The organism is Pseudomonas sp. PSE1(2024), assembly GCF_050990555.1.
Classification (GTDB): Bacteria; Pseudomonadota; Gammaproteobacteria; order Pseudomonadales; family Pseudomonadaceae; genus Aquipseudomonas; species Aquipseudomonas aphyarum.
This window is the reverse complement of sequence record NZ_CP158967.1, coordinates 3,970,804-3,988,487: the sequence shown is the minus strand read 5'-3', so window position 1 is coordinate 3,988,487 and position 17,684 is coordinate 3,970,804. Positions and strand designations below refer to the sequence as shown.

Annotated in this window: 21 protein-coding genes; 11 read left to right on the top strand and 10 right to left on the bottom strand. The window is 62.4% G+C overall.

The features are described from left to right. Positions 1–14: 14 nt before the first annotated feature. On the top strand, positions 15–641 hold the full coding sequence (locus ABTV87_RS18000; protein ID WP_433898051.1) for a TetR/AcrR family transcriptional regulator: 627 nt from the start codon (positions 15–17) through the stop codon (positions 639–641). 193 nt (positions 642–834) lie between these two features. Here ABTV87_RS18000 and ABTV87_RS17995 read toward each other — a convergent pair whose 3' ends face one another. Next, a complete protein-coding gene (locus ABTV87_RS17995; protein ID WP_433898050.1) occupies positions 835–1,467 on the bottom strand; it encodes a TetR/AcrR family transcriptional regulator in 633 nt (210 codons plus the stop codon). Positions 1,468–1,567: 100 nt separating this feature from the next. On the opposite strand from ABTV87_RS17995, the gene ABTV87_RS17990 reads away from it, so the two are divergent. Next, a complete protein-coding gene (locus tag ABTV87_RS17990; RefSeq protein WP_433898049.1) occupies positions 1,568–2,152 on the top strand; it encodes an NAD(P)H-dependent oxidoreductase in 585 nt (194 codons plus the stop codon). Between the two features lie 3 nt (positions 2,153–2,155). Here the strand turns inward: ABTV87_RS17990 and ABTV87_RS17985 are convergent, their stop codons facing one another. Further along, the gene (locus tag ABTV87_RS17985) at positions 2,156–3,274 is read right to left on the bottom strand and encodes a P1 family peptidase (protein WP_221533722.1); all 1,119 of its coding nucleotides are present in this window, start codon (positions 3,272–3,274) and stop codon (positions 2,156–2,158) included. Between the two features lie 39 nt (positions 3,275–3,313). Continuing rightward, positions 3,314–4,417: a polyamine ABC transporter substrate-binding protein gene (locus tag ABTV87_RS17980; RefSeq protein WP_433898048.1), complete on the bottom strand. Its 1,104-nt coding sequence runs from the start codon at positions 4,415–4,417 to the stop codon at positions 3,314–3,316. Positions 4,418–4,529: 112 nt separating this feature from the next. Here ABTV87_RS17980 and ABTV87_RS17975 point away from each other — a divergent pair, with 112 nt between their 5' ends. Further along, positions 4,530–5,303: a helix-turn-helix transcriptional regulator gene (locus ABTV87_RS17975; protein WP_433898047.1), complete on the top strand. Its 774-nt coding sequence runs from the start codon at positions 4,530–4,532 to the stop codon at positions 5,301–5,303. A gap of 6 nt (positions 5,304–5,309) precedes the next feature. Here the strand turns inward: ABTV87_RS17975 and ABTV87_RS17970 are convergent, their stop codons facing one another. Further along, the gene (locus tag ABTV87_RS17970; protein ID WP_433898046.1) at positions 5,310–6,251 is read right to left on the bottom strand and encodes a class I SAM-dependent methyltransferase; all 942 of its coding nucleotides are present in this window, start codon (positions 6,249–6,251) and stop codon (positions 5,310–5,312) included. A gap of 188 nt (positions 6,252–6,439) precedes the next feature. Here ABTV87_RS17970 and ABTV87_RS17965 point away from each other — a divergent pair, with 188 nt between their 5' ends. Both ABTV87_RS17965 and ABTV87_RS17960 read left to right on the top strand, forming a co-directional pair. Beyond that, positions 6,440–6,853 carry a response regulator gene (locus ABTV87_RS17965; RefSeq protein ID WP_085602624.1) on the top strand — a complete coding sequence of 138 codons (414 nt, stop codon included), beginning with the start codon at positions 6,440–6,442 and terminating at the stop codon, positions 6,851–6,853. 63 nt (positions 6,854–6,916) lie between these two features. After that, a complete protein-coding gene (locus ABTV87_RS17960) occupies positions 6,917–7,585 on the top strand; it encodes an HAD family hydrolase (RefSeq protein WP_221533725.1) in 669 nt (222 codons plus the stop codon). On the opposite strand, the gene ABTV87_RS17955 is transcribed toward ABTV87_RS17960, so the two are convergent. Then, positions 7,579–8,238: a methyltransferase family protein gene (locus tag ABTV87_RS17955; RefSeq protein ID WP_127798626.1), complete on the bottom strand. Its 660-nt coding sequence runs from the start codon at positions 8,236–8,238 to the stop codon at positions 7,579–7,581. The genes ABTV87_RS17960 and ABTV87_RS17955 overlap by 7 nt on opposite strands. Positions 8,239–8,370: 132 nt before the next feature. Here ABTV87_RS17955 and ABTV87_RS17950 point away from each other — a divergent pair, with 132 nt between their 5' ends. Next, positions 8,371–9,288: a pyridoxal-phosphate dependent enzyme gene (locus ABTV87_RS17950; protein WP_433898045.1), complete on the top strand. Its 918-nt coding sequence runs from the start codon at positions 8,371–8,373 to the stop codon at positions 9,286–9,288. A gap of 254 nt (positions 9,289–9,542) precedes the next feature. Here the strand turns inward: ABTV87_RS17950 and ABTV87_RS17945 are convergent, their stop codons facing one another. After that, entirely contained in the window at positions 9,543–9,914 is a 372-nt protein-coding gene (locus ABTV87_RS17945; protein ID WP_433898044.1) for an endonuclease domain-containing protein, read from the bottom strand. A gap of 127 nt (positions 9,915–10,041) precedes the next feature. On the opposite strand from ABTV87_RS17945, the gene ABTV87_RS17940 reads away from it, so the two are divergent. Continuing rightward, positions 10,042–10,641: a DinB family protein gene (locus tag ABTV87_RS17940; protein WP_207983178.1), complete on the top strand. Its 600-nt coding sequence runs from the start codon at positions 10,042–10,044 to the stop codon at positions 10,639–10,641. On the opposite strand, the gene ABTV87_RS17935 is transcribed toward ABTV87_RS17940, so the two are convergent. Continuing rightward, complete coding sequence (locus ABTV87_RS17935) at positions 10,556–11,482, bottom strand: LysR substrate-binding domain-containing protein (RefSeq protein ID WP_085602635.1); 927 nt, start codon at positions 11,480–11,482, stop codon at positions 10,556–10,558. The genes ABTV87_RS17940 and ABTV87_RS17935 overlap by 86 nt on opposite strands. Positions 11,483–11,545: 63 nt before the next feature. Next, on the bottom strand, positions 11,546–12,439 hold the full coding sequence (locus tag ABTV87_RS17930) for a LysR substrate-binding domain-containing protein (RefSeq protein WP_085602637.1): 894 nt from the start codon (positions 12,437–12,439) through the stop codon (positions 11,546–11,548). Between the two features lie 112 nt (positions 12,440–12,551). Here ABTV87_RS17930 and ABTV87_RS17925 point away from each other — a divergent pair, with 112 nt between their 5' ends. From ABTV87_RS17925 to ABTV87_RS17915, 3 genes are read left to right on the top strand one after another with little or no spacing between them, the layout of a single operon-like run. After that, positions 12,552–13,574 (top strand): aldo/keto reductase, encoded by a 1,023-nt coding sequence (locus ABTV87_RS17925; RefSeq protein WP_210709800.1) that lies wholly within the window; start codon positions 12,552–12,554, stop codon positions 13,572–13,574. After that, positions 13,571–14,368: an SDR family NAD(P)-dependent oxidoreductase gene (locus ABTV87_RS17920; protein ID WP_085602641.1), complete on the top strand. Its 798-nt coding sequence runs from the start codon at positions 13,571–13,573 to the stop codon at positions 14,366–14,368. Before ABTV87_RS17925 ends, ABTV87_RS17920 begins: the two co-directional genes overlap by 4 nt. 25 nt (positions 14,369–14,393) lie before the next feature. Then, positions 14,394–14,804, top strand: coding sequence for an SRPBCC family protein (locus ABTV87_RS17915; RefSeq protein ID WP_102718238.1), 411 nt, complete (start codon positions 14,394–14,396; stop codon positions 14,802–14,804). A gap of 137 nt (positions 14,805–14,941) precedes the next feature. Here ABTV87_RS17915 and ABTV87_RS17910 read toward each other — a convergent pair whose 3' ends face one another. Together ABTV87_RS17910 and ABTV87_RS17905 are read right to left on the bottom strand one after the other, a co-directional pair. After that, positions 14,942–16,336, bottom strand: a complete 1,395-nt coding sequence (locus ABTV87_RS17910) for a sensor histidine kinase (RefSeq protein WP_207983173.1) — start codon at positions 16,334–16,336, stop codon at positions 14,942–14,944. Next, positions 16,314–16,997 carry a response regulator transcription factor gene (locus tag ABTV87_RS17905; RefSeq protein ID WP_007952956.1) on the bottom strand — a complete coding sequence of 228 codons (684 nt, stop codon included), beginning with the start codon at positions 16,995–16,997 and terminating at the stop codon, positions 16,314–16,316. Before ABTV87_RS17905 ends, ABTV87_RS17910 begins: the two co-directional genes overlap by 23 nt. A 190-nt stretch (positions 16,998–17,187) precedes the next feature. On the opposite strand from ABTV87_RS17905, the gene ABTV87_RS17900 reads away from it, so the two are divergent. Further along, complete coding sequence (locus ABTV87_RS17900; protein ID WP_433899869.1) at positions 17,188–17,496, top strand: hypothetical protein; 309 nt, start codon at positions 17,188–17,190, stop codon at positions 17,494–17,496. Positions 17,497–17,684: the final 188 nt, after the last annotated feature.

Sequence of the window (17,684 nt, the reverse complement as noted above, 5' to 3'; positions counted from 1 at the left end):
GAATTTCAAGGCCCATGGACACCGCAGATCTACTCGAACGCAGCTACCCCGGCCGCCGCGCCGAACTCAAGCGCGACATCTTTCGCAAGGCCCTGCGCCTGTTCAACGAGCAGGGCATCGAGGCCACTACCATCGAAATGATCCGTGCCGAGTGCGACACCAGTGTCGGGGCGATCTACCACCATTTCGGCAACAAGGAAGGGCTGGTGGCCGCGCTGTTCTTCACTGCGCTGGAGGATCAGGCGCGCCTGCGCGACGCTTATCTGGCCGACGCGACGACCACCGAAGAGGGCGTGCAGGCGCTGGTCTACAGCTACGTGGATTGGGTCGAGAACCAGCCGGAATGGGCGCGGTTCCAGTATCACGCGCGTTATGCCGTGACCCGGGGCCCGCACAAGGATGAACTGGCCGAGCGCAACAAGACCCGCAATCTGGGCCTGCGTACCTGGCTGGCCGAGTCCGGGCGCGTGGCTGAACTCAATGAATGCCCGGCCGAGCTGTTGCCGTCGCTGATCGTCGGGCAGGCCGACAGCTATTGCCGCGCGTGGTTGTCCGGGCGAGTGCAGGGCAGTCCGAAGACTTATCGTGAATTGCTGGCCCAGGCCACGTGGCGTTCGATCCGTCGAGAACCCGAACGCTGATTTTCAGAGACAAAAAAAGAGCCTCAAGACTCTTTGATGGGGAGGAAGTAGAGCCCGCGAGGCTCAAGATGCGCATGAAGCCAGGTGCGGGCTTGATTGGGGTTCAGAGCACCCGCACCTACGCAACGGCTTGGCGGACCAAGCGACTGCGTAGTTCCATCGTAGGAAGGTGGGAGGACGCGCTCAAGTACCGTCAGTCACCTGCCTGGGTGGCGCGGGCGGCGGCTCTTTCGACCATCGCAATGATGGTTGCCAACAGCTCGTCACGGGCCTGTTCGGCGCTGATTTCATCGGTGGCTGCCGCTTGCGACAGGGCTTCGGCGGCGCCGAGCATGGCGCGCAATCCTGCTTGTCCGATCTCTGCGCCGTCAGCGAATGGCGAAAGCACACTGCGGCATTTCTCCAGAAAGATCGCCTCGTATTCGCGCTTGATCTTCTCCAGTTCCGGCGTACTCGCCAGGGCCGCAATTACCCCCGGAATCTCGTTGCCCTGGGTCAGCACGCAATCAACATACGCCGTGGCAATCACCGTCGCGGTGCCGCTCAAGGTCGCTTCGGCATTGGCCAGCGCCGCGTCCATCAGCGCCGTCTGGCGCCGGTCGAAATCCTGATACAGGGCGGCGAGCAAACCGGCGCGGGTGGTGAAGTGGTCGTAGACCACCGGTTTGGTCACGCCGGCCTTTTCCGCCAGATAACCGAGAGTCAGGGCGTCGGTGCCTTCTTCGCTAATCAGCTGCCAGGCCATGTCGAGCAACTGGCGCTGGCGGTCTTCCCGGGACAGGCGTCGACGGGGTTGTGCGGATTCGGGGATTTCAGTGGTTGACATTGCTTATATACCAAACGTAACTTACTTAAGGTAACTTACTAAACGTAGCTTATCGAAAGGATAAGCCCTTGGTCAGCAATCACCAACCGGAGATTTCCCCATGCACGCATTGATTGTTGTAGATCACGATGATCCACGTTCGCTGACCCACGCATTGGCGCAACAGATTGCCAAAGGCCTGTCGGAAAGCGATCCATCCCACACCTTCGAAATCGCCGACCTGCACGCCGAAGAATTCGACCCGCGCTTTGGCGTGGCCGACTGGGCGGTGCATCACCGCGAATCCGCGCCACCGGCGGACGTGCTGGCCGAGCAGGCACGCATCGACCGCGCCGATGCGCTGGTGCTGGTCTATCCGGTGTTCTGGTGGTCGATGCCGGCGCTGCTCAAAGGCTGGATCGACCGAGTGTTCAGCAATGGCTGGGCGTACGATTTCGACGGTGATAAGACGCAAAAGAAGCTCGGACGATTGCGCGTGCACCTCGTCGGACTAGGCGGGGCGGATGTGCGCACTTACGAGCGCCATGGCTACGGCGCGGCGATGAAGACACAGATCGATCACGGGATTTTCGATTACTGCGGAGCGACGGTGGCGGGCTCGGCGTTGTTGTTGGAGTCCGAGTCGAGCGATCCGGCGAGGCAGTTGCAGGCGGCGCGCGAACTCGGACTTGGGTTGTTCCGCTGAATGTCAGCGAGCGCCCGGCCACCCGGCTTTATCCAGGGCCGCGAGCAGGGTGGCGGCATCCAGCCCCGGCACCGAATGCCCGTTGCCTTCGGTGCTCTCGCTGGCCAGCAAGGCGTTGATGATCGCTTCTTCCACCGCCTCGGTCGCCGCCAGAAATAACTCGCTGATGTGGTCGTTGTTGACCATCCGCAAGCCGTCGCAAGTCGATGCACCTTTGCCTTCGTAAGCGGCGGGCGGGATATGACCGTTGCCGGTGGCGAAGGCGATGAAGATGTCACCGCTGTGATCCTCATTGCCGCCACCGGTGCGCGCCAGACCGAGGCTCGCCCGTTGCGCCAGTCGCGTGCATTGATGTGGCAACAGCGGTGCATCGGTGGCGAGGGCCACTACGATCGAGCCCATGCCCGGATGCGGCAACGAAGCCCGCAAGAATGGTGAATCCACTTGTTCCATGTAGCGCCCGACCGGGTAGCCGTCGACCCGCAACTCGCTGCGAATCCCGTGGTTGGCCTGCACGATCGCGCCTACTGTCCAGCCGCCCTGAGCCTTGCTCAAGCGGCGCGACGCGGTGCCGATCCCGCCCTTGAATTCATGGCAGATCATGCCGCTGCCACCGCCCACCGCGCCTTCCTGCACCGGGCCGTCAACGGCATTGCTCATCGCTTCGGCCACATGCTTGGGCTTCACATGAAAGCCGTTGATGTCGTTGAGCAAGCCATCGAAGGTTTCCAGCACCACCGGCATGTTCCAGTAGAGCCGACCGTCGTCCGGTTGCTGCGCGCGATCCAGTTCGATCAAGGCATCGCGCACCACGCCGAGGCTGTGGGTGTTGGTGAAGGCGATCGGACTGGTCAGCAGGCCGGCTTCGCGAATCCACTCCAGTCCTGTGGCATCACCGTTGCCGTTGAGTACGTGGACGCCGGCGAAACACGGTTGTGCGTTGGTCGAACCGGCGCGGGGTTCGATCAGGGTGACGCCACTGCAGATGTCACGACCGCTGGCGCTGCGGCCGCGCACGTTGCTGTGGCCGACCCGTACGCCGGGTACGTCGGTGATGGCGTTGAGCGGGCCGGGTTGCAGTTGACCGATGCGGATATGGAGATCGCGGGCACGTGGTTTCATTGATGTTCTCTCTGTTGAAGGCAGTGATTCGAAGGGTTGTTACTGGCCGTTCTTGACCTTGCTCCACACCCGCGTACGCACCCGTTCGGTGGCTTTGGGCAAGGGTTCGAGGGTGTACAACGTGGCCATCGCCGTGGCTGACGGGTACACCGCCGGGTTGTCGCGGGTGGCCTGGGCAACCAGCGCCGTGGCAGCGCGGTTGCCGTTGGGGTAGGACAGGTGATCGCTGACCGGCGCAATCACATCGGGCCGCAGCAGGTAGTCGATGAACGCCAGGCCTTGGGCCGGATGCGGTGCGTCCTTGAGCAAGACCAGCGTGTCGAACCACACCGGCGCGCCTTCTTTCGGCAGGCTGTACTGAATCTTCACGCCGTTGCCGGCCTGCTCGGCGGTGGTCTTGGCTTCGAGCATCGCGCCGGACCAACCGACCGCCACGCAGATGTTGCCGTTGGACAGATCGCTGATGAATTTCGAGGAGTTGAAGTAGGCAATGTGCGGGCGCAGTTTCAGCAGCAGCGCTTCGGCTTTCTGATAATCCTCGGCCTTGGTGCTGTTGGGTGGCAGGCCGAGATAGTGCAGCGCGACCGGGAGCATTTCCGACGGCGAATCGAGCATCGCCACGCCGCACTCGCCGAGTTTGGCCAGGTTCTCTTCCTTGAACACCAGATCCCAGGAATCCAGCGGGGCCTTGTCGCCCAGCACGGCGCGCACCTTGTCGACGTTGTAGCCGATGCCGTTGGTGCCCCACAGGTAAGGCACTGCGTACTGGTTGCCGGGGTCGTTGTTGGACAGTTTGTTCAGCAGGTCGTTGTCGAGGTTCTTCCAGCCTGGCAGTTGGTCGCGGGGCAGCGGGGCGAGGGCGCCGGCCTTGATCAGGGTCGGCAGGCTGAAGTTGCTCGCCACCACCACGTCGTAGCCGCTGCGGCTGGTCATCAGTTTGCCTTCCAGTACTTCGGCACTGTCGAAGGTGTCGTAGACCGGTTCGATACCGCTGTCACGCTTGAAATCATGCAGGGTGTTCGGGCCGATGTAGTCGTACCAGTTATAGACATGCACGCTCGGCGCATCGGCCGCCTGCGCACTCAGCGCCGCGGACAAAATGCCCATCAGACCCAGGTTGATATACCCACGATGACCACGCATGATGCGGCACTCCTGGCCTGTTGGCAGGCCGGTGATGAACAGGAGTGGTCAGCCTATCGGGCGGGCCGCGCCGCACCCATTCCCATCATGGGTTACTCAAAAGGGGTAGAGCGTGGACGCGTTGCTGCAGGAATTGCCAGTGCATCAGAGCCTGTCGCGAGTGTTCGCTTCGGTCGGTCAGGACGGTTTCTGGCGGGCGCTGGTCGATACGCTGCGGTTGCTGGTGCCGTTGGACAATGCGCTGGTGGCGGTGATGCAGACGGGGCGGCCGCCGCAATTGCTGATCGACTTCGACAGTCAGGGCCGTGCCGACGAGCAGGAAGAACTGGCCGGTTACTGCGCCGGCATGTACCTGCTTGATCCGTTCTATCAGGCCGCCTGCGCCGGGATCTCCGACGGTTTGCACAGCCTTGCATCCGTGGCGCCGGACCAGTTTCTGCACAGCGAGTACTACCAGAGTTACTTCCGCTCGGTGGTCGGCGCGGATGAGCTGCAATTTCTGGTCAACCTCGACGACGGCGTGCTCGGCTTGTCGATGGGCCGCTCGACGGCGTTCGGTTTGCAGGAGCAGGGGCGCCTGCTCTGCGTGCGGGATTGGGTGCTGTCAGCGATGCGTCGACATGTGCAGTTGATGCCGCCGCAAGGCGCGGCGGTCGAGGCGCCGGTCGGCGATATTGCGGCGCTGCTCGACCGCTTCGACGCCCGTCTGACCGCGCGCGAGATCGATACGGCGCGTCTGATTCTTCAGGGCTTTTCCAGCAAGGCCATCGCCCAGCACATGCACATTTCGCCGGAGACCGTGAAGGTGCACCGGCGCAATCTCTATCACAAGCTCAACGTCACCGGGCATGGCGAGTTGTTTGCGCTGGTGTTGCGGCCGCGCTGACCGGAATCAGCGGATCTGCTTGAACAGCAGCGCCTTCAGACCGCTTTCCGGGTCGATATCCGGAAACTCCGGCGGGTTCTCCAGCCGTTGCTCGAAGCGCAGGCTCGGTGCTTCCTGGGTCACGCCGTCGATCAGGAAGTCGGAACCGAACGAAGGATCGTTCATGCAGGCCAGCACCGTGCCCTGCGCCGTCAGCAGTTCCGGCAGACGGCGCAGCACGCGCTGGTAATCTTTGGTCAGCAGAAAACTGCCTTTCTGGAACGACGGCGGGTCGATGATCACCAGATCGTATGGGCCGCTGTTGATCACCTTGCCCCAGGATTTGAACAGGTCGTGGCCGAGGAAGCTCACCTTGCTCAGGTCATGCCCGTTCAGTCGGTGATTGTCGCGGCCCCGGCTCAGCGCGGCGCGGGACATGTCGAGGTTGACCACGTGACTGGCGCCGCCCTCGATGGCCGCCACCGAAAAACCGCAGGTGTAGGCGAACAGGTTCAGCACCCGTTTGCCCGCCGCGTGTTCGCGCACCCAGTTGCGCCCGTAACGCATGTCGAGGAACAGCCCTGCGTTTTGCTTGCGGCCCAGATCCACGCGGTATTTCAGCCCGCCCTCGACGATGGTCATTTCGTCGATTTCTTCACCCAACAGCCATTCGGCGGTGCTTTGCGGCAGGTAACGGTGCTGGATCAGCAAAGTGTGGGCGCCGGACTGCTGCCATGGCGCCGAACCGGTGATCTCCAGCAGCAGGCGCTTGAGGTCTTCCAGCTGCGAAGCCTCGGGTTCCTTGAACAGCGACACCAGCACCACGCCTTGCAGCCAGTCCACGGTGACTTGCTCCAGCCCCGGCCAGCAACGCCCACGCCCATGGAACAGGCGCCGGGTTTCGGCCGGAGCCGAAGTCAGCGCGGTGAGCAGGTGAGCATGGAGAACGGCGAGGGCTTGAGGGTTCATCAATCGGGATCGGCCAGCAAAAGGGCGCGCATTTTAACCGCAATAACGTGTCGGTGACTGCCCGTCGAACGGCTGTTATCGAAAAGACCTGTATCAAAAATGAATTTCTGTAGAAGGCGCTGCTCATACCAGATAAGCAGCGGGATCAAGCCGCTAAATCGTTCATGCAATTCAGGGAGTGCCAGTTCATGTGTCCAATTCCGACGTCGAGCGCGCACCTTCCTGGCGGGTTGATTCTGGTAGTCGAGGACGATCCGTTGATTCTGGAGTTTCTGTGCGAAATTCTTCAGGAGGAAGGTTTCAAGGTCGAGCCGCAGACCAGTGCCGATGCGGCTTCGCAATATCTGGAGAAGCACGCGCCGGAAGTCGCGTTGCTGCTCACCGACATCACCATGCCCGGCACCCTTAATGGCGCGGACCTGGCCAATCTGGTCGGCGAGCGCTGGCCGGACAAACCGGTGATGGTCATGTCCGGTTATGAAACACCGGAAACCTCGGGCGTGAAGCATCCGGTGGCGTTTATCAAGAAGCCGTGGGCCATCGGCCAGTTGCTCGATTGCGTGGACGGTGCGTTCAAGTCCAAGGCGCCGCGTCTGCACTGAAGCACCGCGCAAGTGCTACATTGCCGGGCATCGTTGCCCGGCCCCTTGCGAGGAAGTGATCTTTTGTCTGCTCACGATGCTGTTTTCAACCGCGCGTTCGGCGCGTTCCTGTTCGACATGGACGGCACCGTCCTCAACTCCATCGCTGCCGCCGAGCGGATCTGGTCCGCCTGGGCCGTGCGCCATGGGGTGAACGTCGAGACGTTCCTGCCGACCATCCACGGCGTGCGCGCCATCGACACCATCACGCGTTTGAACCTGCCGGGCGTGGACGCCGAGGCGCAAGCGGCGTTCATCACCGAGGCGGAAATCGAAGACGTCGAAGGCATTGTCGAGATTCCCGGCGCAGCGGCGTTTCTCAAATCGTTGCCGGCGGATCGCTGGGCCATGGTGACCTCGGCGCCACGGGATCTGGCGCTGCGGCGGATGGCGGCGGCGGGGATTCCTGAACCTGCGGTGATGATCACCGCTGAAGACGTGACCGCCGGTAAACCGGATCCGGCGGGTTATCGACTGGCGGCCAAACGTCTGGGCCTGGAACCGGCGGACTGCCTGATTTTCGAAGACGCCACCGTCGGCATTCAGGCCGCCGAAGCCGCCGGTGCGCCGTTGATGATCATCACCACGACTCACCAGCATCCGCTTGAAACCGCACACGCGACCATCGCCAGTTACCGCGAAATTGCGCCGAGCATCGACAGCGACGGCCAGTTGCGCCTGCAACCTCAATAAACCCCCGGCACCAAGCGCCAGCTGCGGGCGCAATAGGCGTCGTATTCGGCGCCGAACTGCGTGCGCAGCAGGGCCTCTTCGGAGTGGATGCGGGCGATCAGCGGGATCAGCGTCAGCGCCGCCAGCAACAGGCCTACCACCGAGCGAAAGGCCAGGGCCCAACCGATCGCATTGACCACCAGCCCCAGATAACTGGGGTTGCGCAGATGCCGGTAGATGCCCTCGGTCACTAGCCGATGCCCCGGCTGAATCGCCACCAGCCCGCTGAACCGATGGCCCAGCACAAACACAGGCCACAAGCGCAATCCACCACCAACGATAAACAGCAACGCGCCCAGCCAACGGGTACCTTCGCGGCCGACGGTCCAGAAACCGATGCGGTCGCAGTAAGCCGGCAGAAAGGCACTGACCAATCCAATGACCGCGAACGCCGGAATCACCCAGCGATTGGCCCGGTCCTCGCGCTCGCCGGTGCTCAGATTCACTTCCGTAAACAACGACGCCACCACCATGGCCAGCGTGGCCAGGGCCACCACGACCAACGCGCCGTGAGAAAAAAACACCGCCACGCCACCGATGCCCCACATCGCCAGGCCCAGATAGGCGAGGGTGGCGAGCACTGCGACCACGGTCATTTGCGCAGACATTTTCATAGGCACCTCACAGCTGTTCCGTTCAGTGTAGATCCCGGCACGATCCCCGGCGTTTAACCGCCGGCAGGGCCGTGAACTAAACTTCAGGCAGAGACGTTCCGATCATCCGATCCGCCGCTTCGGGAGTCCGCCATGCTGCACATCCGCACGCCGCTGATCCTCCATCCGACCCTGTCGACCGCGTCCCGGCGCATCTGGCTGAAGCTGGAAAACCTGCAACCGTGCGGCTCGTTCAAGTTGCGCGGGATGGGCTTGTTGTGCAGTCAGGCAGCGGCGCAGGGCAAGCGCAAGGTCGTGTGCCCGTCCGGCGGCAATGCCGGGCTGGCCACGGCGGTGGCAGCGGTCAGCCTCGGCCTGCAAGCCTGCATCGTGGTGCCGCACACCACACCGGAAGCGACCCGCGCACGTATTCGCCGCACCGGCGCGGAGGTTATCGTCCACGGCAAAGTCTGGGACGAAGCCAATCAGAGGGCGCGGGAACTGGCCAGCGCGGCAGACACCGAATACGTGCCGGCCTTCGACCACCCGGTGTTGTGGGAAGGGCACAGCTCGATGGTCGACGAAATTCTCGACGACTGCCCGCAGGTCGATACCGTGGTCACGTCGGTCGGCGGCGGTGGTTTGCTGGCGGGAATCCTCACCGGGCTGCTGCGCCACAACCGCCGAGACTGCCGCATCATCACCTGCGAAACCACTGGCGCCGCCTCGCTCGCTGCGGCCGTCCAGGCCGGTCACCCGGTGCGCCTGAGCCGCATCGACACCGTCGCCACCTCCCTCGGCGCCGCGCAGGTGGCGGCTTGGCCGGTAGAGCATATCGGCGAGTTCGATCATGAATGTCTGGTGCTGTCGGATGACGACGCGATCATGGGCGTGGTGCGATATGCCAGCGATTTGCGGCAATTGGTGGAGCCTGCGTGCGGGGTTTCGCTGGCGGTGGCGTACCTCGATCATCCCGCGCTGGCGGGGGCTCGGGATGTGGTGGTCATTGTTTGTGGTGGGGTGAGTATCAGTGCGCAGCTGGTGGCGGGGTGGGCGCGGTTGGGGATTTGAACGCTCAGGGATTGCGCGTCGACCGCTGGCCCTCACCCCAGCCCTCTCCCGGAGGGAGAGGGGGCCGACCGAGGTGTCTTAAGAGGTACATCGACCTGAAAAACCGAGTCGATTATGCATTCCAGGCATCGATCTGAAACACAAAGTCGATTACGGATTCACCGCAGATTTTTCAGGTCGATGTATCCCGACAATATCCCCCAATCGGCTCCCTCTCCCTCCGGGAGAGGGCTGGGGTGAGGGCGCTTTTCGGATCAGGATCGCGATCTCAATACCTCGGCAACCCGCACAATCTGCTCCAACACATCCCCCATCTGCCGAATCACCTCCAGATTGCTAAACCGCACCACCTCAATCCCCAACCGCTGTAGATAAACCGTACGCCGCCGGTCATGAATCTCTCCCGCCTCCTCAAAATGCTGCCCCCCATCCAGCTCCACGGCCAACTTCAATTCCACACAATAGAAATCCAGCACAAATGGCGGGACCGGCACCTGCCGGCGAAATTTCAGCCCCGCCACCTGCCGCGCCCGCAGCTTCTGCCAAAGCAGTTGTTCGCAATCGGTCTGGGAGGTGCGCAAGTGGCGGGCAAACTGGCGTTGGGCGAGCGTCGGGCGATTTTGCATGCTTCACGTCCTTGTGAAGGGGATGGAGATTTCACTGTAGACCCGACCAATAGTCAGCACCACCGCCATTCCCGCCAGAGAGGTCTATCCTAGGCGGAGCCCTTTTTCGTGCCTACGGTGACCCGCGATGATCAATCTGGCCACGGCCCATCTGCTCACGGACTACAAGACCTGGGCCAATCAGCGTCTGTTCGATAGCCTGCAAGCGCTGCCGGCTGGGGAGACGACGAGGGAGCGCAAGACGGTTTTCAAGAACATGATCGGTACGCTGAACCACATCTACGTGGTCGACCGGATCTGGCAAGCGCACCTCGAAGGGCGCGAGCATGGTTTCACGACGTCCCATGATCTGGTGCACGCCGACCTCGGCGAGTTGCGCCAGGCCCAGCAGGAAGTCGATGGCTGGTATCGCACCTGGAGCGCGCAGCAGACCGAAGCGTCGCTGAACCGCTCGATTGATTTCAAATTCGTCTCCGGCGATGGCGGCACCATGAATGCCGGGGCGATCCTGATGCACGTGATCAACCACAACAACTACCACCGTGGCTGGGTGGTGCAGATGTATTTCGAGATCCCGCAGATGCCGCCGATGACTGATCTGCCGGTGTACCTGCGCGAGGTCGACCCGGGGTTCAAGCCGATCAGTGCGCCTGCGGTGGAAGAGGCGCCGACATGTGATGGGCAATCAGCGAGCGCAACCAGCGTTCCGCCGGATCGTTGTCGTTGACCCCGTTCCAGACCATCGACAGCTCCGAAGGCACGATGTCGAACGGCGGGTCGTCGGCACGCAACACGCTGCTGCCTTCGACCAGCGCGCAGGCGGCGAAGTCCGGCACGGTGGCGAGCATGTCGGTGCCGGCCAGAATCGCCCGCAGCGGAGCGAATTGCGGCACCGCCAGCACCACGCGCCGGGCGCGGTTGATTCGCGCCAGATCGTTGTCGATGGCCCCGCCCAGATCCCCGGAAAACGACACCAGCGCATGGGGGCGTTCGCAATACTCGTCTAGGGTCAGTGCGCCGGGACGGTCGTCGCCGCGCAGGATCTTGCAGCGCAGATCCCGCAGTTTTTTGCGTTTGGCATTGGCCGGCAATTCGGTGGTGTAACTGACGCCGACGGAAATTTCCCCGGACGCCAGCATCGACGACATCAGCAGGAAATTCACCCGGCGAATCACCACCACCACGTCCGGTGCCTCTTCACGCAATTGCTTGAGCAACGGCGGCAGCAGGCCGAACTCGGCGTCGTCCGACAGACCGATGCGAAACACGTCGCGGCTGCTCAGCGGGTCGAAATCCTTGGCCCGGCTGACCGCCCCTGAAATGGTGTCCATCGCCGGCTGCAATTCCTTGAGGATCGCCAGCGCCCGCTGGGTCGGCTCCAGCACGCGGCCGTTGCGCACCAGTAACGGGTCGTCGAACAGGTCGCGCAGTTTCGCCAGTGAAGCACTGACGGCGGGCTGGCCGAGGAACAGCTTTTCCCCGGCGCGGGTCAGGTTTTTTTCGAACATCAGGGTTTCGAAAATCACCAACAGGTTCATGTCCACGCGACGCAGGTCATTGCGGTTCATGCCAGAAGACTCGCTGGTTTTTTGGGTCTTCTCAGTAAAGCAGCAAAGTCTTGGGCTGTCGGGTCACTGGGCGGGATCGACCCCGGTCAATACCTTGCGAAACGTTTCCACCAGCGGCCGCAGGTTGATCCGGTGCCACGCCGCCCATAACGGCGTGGTGAACGCCAGCCACGGCACTTCCCGCAGCACCACGCCCGGCGGCGCGTTATGGCTCAGACCTTTCTGAATCATCGCGATCCCCAGCCCCGAGGCCACCAGCCCCAACGCGGTAAACGGCTCCGTGGCCTGCATCCGCACATCCGGGGTGAAACCTGCGCGAATGCAGGCGCTGACGAACTCATCGTCGGCCCCCTGGCGAGGCTGCACGCCGATCCATTCCTGATCGGCCAGATCCGCCGGGGTCAGCGATGGCAGTTGGTTCAGCGGGTGATGTTCGGGCAGCGCCAGCAGCATCGGGTCGTCCAGCACCTGAAAGCCCAGCAGATCCGGGTCGTCGATCGTCGGCGGCTCACTGACCAGCGCGATATCGAGGCTACGCTGACGCAGGCCTTCGAGTTGTTCGGCGGAACTCAGGTTGTACAGCGCGACATGCACGTTGGGTCGATCCACTCGCAGCACGCGCAAGGCATTGGGCAAGACCCCGGCGTGCATCGCGTTTTCGATGTAGCCGATGCACAGGCCGCCTTCTTCGCCACGGCCCAGGCGTTTGCCGAGGGATTCCAGGCGATTGGCGTGGGTCAGCAGGGCGCGGGTTTCGGCGAGAAAGGTCTGGCCGTCGCGGGTCAGGCGGATGCGCTGCTGGCTGCGTTCGAACAGGGTCAGGCCCAAGCGCTCTTCGAGCTGGGCGATCTGCCGGCTCAGGGGCGACTGGGAAATGTGCAGGCGCTCGGCGGCGCGGCCGACGTGTTCTTCCTCGGCGACGGCGACGAAGTAGCGCAATTGGCGGATGTCGATCATGTCAGACCTTCAGGGACTCAAGTGCTGCGGATTATGTCTTGGACGGTCTGAGTGGCGCAATCTAGGATCTGCTCAACGGTCAACACCGACCACGAACTACGAGGACAGAATCATGAGCTTGAAAGACAAACTCCCCGGCCAACTCGGCTTCGGCACCGCGCCACTGGGCAACATGTTCCGCGCCATTCCTGAAGAAGAAGCCCAGGCCACCGTGCACGCGGCGTGGGAGGCCGGCGTGCGTTACTTCGACACCGCGCCGTTCTACGGCTCGGGCCTCTCGGAAATCCGCCTCGGCGAAGCACTGTCCCGCTACAAGCGCGACGACTATGTGCTCAGCACCAAGGTCGGCCGGGTGATTCTCGATGAAGTCGAAGACGCCGCCGCCCGGGATCTGGGCGAGAAAAGCGGGGTGTTCGAACACGGCCGCCCGAACAAGATCGTCAACGACTACAGCGCCGACGCCACCTTGCGTTCGATCGAAGACAGCCTCAAGCGTCTGAAAACCGATCGCCTCGACATCGTCTGGGTCCATGACATCGCTCAGGATTTCTACGGCGACCAATGGCTCGAGTACTTCAATCAGGCCCGCACCGGTGCCTTCAAAGTCCTGACTCGCCTGCGCGAAGAAGGCGTGATCAAGGGCTGGGGCCTGGGCGTGAACAAGGTCGAGCCGTGCGAGTTGACGCTGGACCTGACCGAGGCGCAGCCTGACGGCTTCCTGCTGGCCGGCCGCTACACCTTGCTCGACCACGACCGTGCCCTGCAGCGCTTGATGGATTCGGCGCGGGCGCAGAACGTTGAAATTGTGGTCGGCGGCCCCTACAGCTCGGGGATCCTGGCCGGCGGTGCGCACTTCGAATACCAGAAGGCCAGTCCTGAAATCGTTGCCAAGGTTGAGCAGATCAAACGCATCGCCGCGGCCCACGGCGTCGATGTCAAAGCGGCTGCACTACAATTCTCGCTGGCCAATCCGGCCGTGGCGGCAGTGATTCCCGGCGCGAGCAAACCGGGGCGGATCGCTGAAGATGTGGCGGCGCTGTCGGCGGTCATTCCGGCCGGTTTCTGGCAGGCCATGCGTGAAGCGAAACTGGTGTCCGAACGTGCACCATTACCCATCGACGAGGTGAAAGCATGAAGATCGATCTGAGCGGAAAACTGGCGATTGTCAGCGGCAGCACGGCGGGCATCGGTTTGGGCATCAGCCAGTCGCTGGCCGAAGCGGGCGCCACGGTGGTGGTGATCGGTCGCGATTCGGCCAAGGTCGAACAGGCGCTGGCAAGCATTCGAGACAAGGTGCCGGGCGCGCAACTGCGCGGTCTGACGGCGGATCTGGGCACGGCCGAAGGCGCGCAGAAACTGTTCGCCGCCGAACCGAAAGCCGACATCCTGGTGAACAACCTCGGCATCTACAACGCCGTGGACTTCTTCGACGCGCCGGACGATGAGTGGACGCGCTTCTATGAAATCAACGTGATCTCCGGCGTGCGCCTGTCGCGGCATTACGTGCCGGCGATGGTCGATCAGGGCTGGGGCCGGGTGATCTTCCTGTCTTCGGAATCCGGCGTGGCCACCCCGGCGGACATGATCAACTACGGCGTGACCAAAAGCGCCAATCTCGCGGTGTCCCATGGCCTGGCCAAACGCCTGGCGGGCACCGGGGTTACGGTCAACGCGATCCTGCCGGGGCCGACCTTCACCGACGGTGTCGAGGAAATGCTCAAGGATGCCGCCGCCGAGTCTGGCCGCAGCCTGCGTGACGAAGCCGACGCCTTTGTGCGCCGGGCCCGTCCGAGCTCGATCATCCAGCGCGTCGCGGATGTCGAAGAAGTCGCGCACCTGGTTACCTACATCGCTTCACCGCTGTCTTCGGCCACCACCGGCGCCGCTTTGCGGGTCGATGGCGGCGTAGTCGACAGCCTGACAATCTGAATTTATCGAGAGAGACTTTTTATTTATGGCAACAGCATCAGCAACGATCGACATCCCGGCTTCGGCCGATCAGGTCTGGCAATTGATTGGCGGCTTCAACACCTTGCCGGACTGGCTGCCGTTCATTCCCAACAGCGAACTGAGCGAAGGCGGGCGCGTGCGCACTTTGCAAACCGCTGACGGTGCAGTGGTGGTCGAGCGTCTGGAAACGTTCGATAACGCGGGCAAAACCTACAGCTATTCGATTCTGCAGGCACCGTTTCCGGCCACCGATTATCTGGCGACGATTCGTGTGGAAGCCCAGGGGCAGGGCGCGAAGGTGACGTGGTCGGGACGCTTCACGGCCAAGGGCGTGAGCGATGAGGAAGTGGTGGCGCTGTTCAGCGGGATCTATCAGGGTGGCCTCGAAGCGCTGCGCGCTAACTACCCCGCTTAAGTTGATGATCGTTCCCACGTCGAGGCGTCGAACCGTCCGCGTGGGAATGCAGCCCTGGACGCTCCGCGTCCCTTCCAGAGCTGGAACGCGGAGCGTCCCTTGAGGCATTCCCACGCAGAGCGTGGGAACGATCTATCTCAAGATTGTGAAATCAGGCTCTGCCGACAATCCAGCACCAGCTTCGCCCCGCCCAGATCGCTGCGTCCCACCTCAAGACTGAACCCATGCAGGTTGACGATCGCCGCGACGATCGACAGCCCCAGGCCAAAGCCATTTTGCAGTTGCCCGCCCTCGGCGCGGTAGAACCGCTGGAACACCGCCTCCCGTTCCGACTCGGGAATGCCGGGCCCGGAGTCATGCACTTCGATCCGCGTATGCCCCGCATCATTGACCCCGCGCAGCACCACCGTGCCACCGGCCGGGGTGAACTTGATCGAGTTGCTCAACAGGTTCGCCAGCGCTTCAAACAACAGCGCCCGATCACCGTTCAGCATGGGTAGGGTTTCCGGCATGTTCAGCTCGAAACGCAGCTCGTCGTCTTCAGCCAGCGGCAGATAGAACTCGTGCAGTTCCTGCAGCAACAACACCGGATCGAGCTCGACAAACCCCGAACGCCGCTGACGATCCTCCAGTTCGGAAATCCTCAGCAACCCGCGAAACCGCGCCATCAGCGTATCGGCCTCGGCCAGCACCAGATCCAGTTGCGCCGCTTCCGGCGAGCCTTCGCCAGCCTGCTGTTGCATGCGATACAACTGCGCGCGCAAACGGGTCAGCGGGGTGCGCAGGTCATGGGCGATGTTGTCGCACACGCCTTTGACTTCATTCATCAGGCGCTCGATGCGATCAAGCATGGCGTTGACGATGGCGGCGAGCATGTCCAGTTCATCGCGGCGATTGGACAGCGGCAAACGGTGCGTCAGGTCGCCAGCGACAATCGACTGGGCGCTGGCCTGGATCGCCCGGATTCGCCGCAGCGGCCGACGACGCAGCAAATGCCAGCCGATGATTCCCGGCACAATCGTCAGCGAAACGCCCCAGAGCAAGGCATGCAGAATGATCTTCGTCACCGCGAACAGCGAACCGTTGTCGCGCAACAGCACCAGCCAGCGGCCGTCGCGGGTCGGGGTGGCTACCGCGTCGCAGCTGTCGTTAGGCAGGGTCGGGTCGTCGGAGTCGGCGCATTCGCTGAGCATGTGGATCTTGCCGTCCAGCGGCAGGCCCTCGGGGATCTTCTGCAATGCGCCGCCGAGGTAGCGATGCTGGGCATCAAACAGCCCGTAGGCGTCGATGCCGCGAATGTCGAAGGTCATGCTGGCGGCAAGCGCGTCTTCCAGCTGATCGCCGCGAAAGTGCGAAAACAGATGCTGACGTTGCATCAGCGAGTGCTTGGCCAAATTGTCGAGATAACCGGACACCTCGAAGTACATGACCCCCATGAGGATCGCACTCCAGGCCACGAACAACGAACTGTACAGCGCCAGCAAACGGCTGCTGGAAGAGCGCCAACCGTCAGACGGGTTCGGCAATGACATAACCCGAGCCTCGCACCGTGCGGATCAGCGGGACATTGCCCGGCGGGTCGATCTTCTTGCGCAGGCGGCCGATGTGCACGTCGATCAGGTTGGTGCCGGGGTCGAAGTGATAGCCCCAGACCTCTTCGAAAATCATCATCCGCGACAGGATCTGGCCGCTGTTGCGCATCAGGAATTCAAGCAACTTGTACTCGGTCGGCAACAGCGTCAGCACCTGCTCGGCGCGGCGGGCTTCGTGGCTGATCAGGTCGAGTTGCAGATCCGCCACCTGCAACGTGGTCGGCTGCGCGCCGTTGCTGTTCTGGCGGCGCAGCAACACTTCGACCCGGGCAGCCATTTCGTCGGTGGCGAACGGTTTGGTCAGGTAGTCATCGCCGCCGGCGCGCAAGCCGCGCACACGCTCGTCGACATCGGAGAGGGCGCTGATCATCAGGATCGGCGTCGCCACGCCCATGGTGCGCAGGGTGGTGACGATGGCCAGGCCATCAAGCTCCGGCAGCATGCGGTCGAGGGTAATCAGGTCGTAGTTGCCGCTGACAGCGCGGTCCAGGCCTTCACGGCCGTTGTCGACCCAGTCCACGTCGAGGCCGTGGCTGCTCAGTTCGGCGACAATTTCCCGGGCGGTCACGGCGTCGTCTTCGATGGTCAGGATGCGAGTCATGGTGGGCCTGCTGGTCTGTTCAAACGCAATGGCAGCATTTTGCCAAGATTTTGCGCGGGCGCTTTAAATTAACTTTCATGTTTTAGCCGTCATTAGTCGCAGTCGCCGAATTATTTTGTGAAACGTTGATATCATCTGGCCACATTTTTCAAGGAGTGAAGCCGTGAGCCGGTTGATTCGTGGTGGCTGGATGCCGATGGCCGGGATGTTGCTGGCGCTGCTGAGCGCTTCGGCACTGGCCGCCAACACCCCGTGTTCCGGGAAGAAGGGCGGCATCGCTCGCTGCGACGGCGATCTGTTCCTGTGCAATGACGGCTCCATCAGCGGCTCGAAAAAGAGCTGCGCCGCCATGTTCGGCATCCGCGAACAGGTGAGACCGCAGCAATTTCTGCAAAGCAACGATGGGTGTGATTGCGGCACCGGCTCGTTCTGCACCGGGCCGCGCGGCGGCGTGTATTGCCTGACTCCGAGTGGCAAGAAAAGCTACAAACGCAAATGACCGGGGTTTTGTGCCAATGCATAAAACCCGCTGTTATCGACCCGTTGTTGCAATTTGCATGGTCTTAGGAAGTTCAGACTTTTTAAGCAATTGAATTCAAACGATTTATTTAATGTTGGCGACTGGCACGGTCACTGCAATTCCTCTGATGACGAGTTGTAACACCATTTTTCATGCCTGGAGCACTA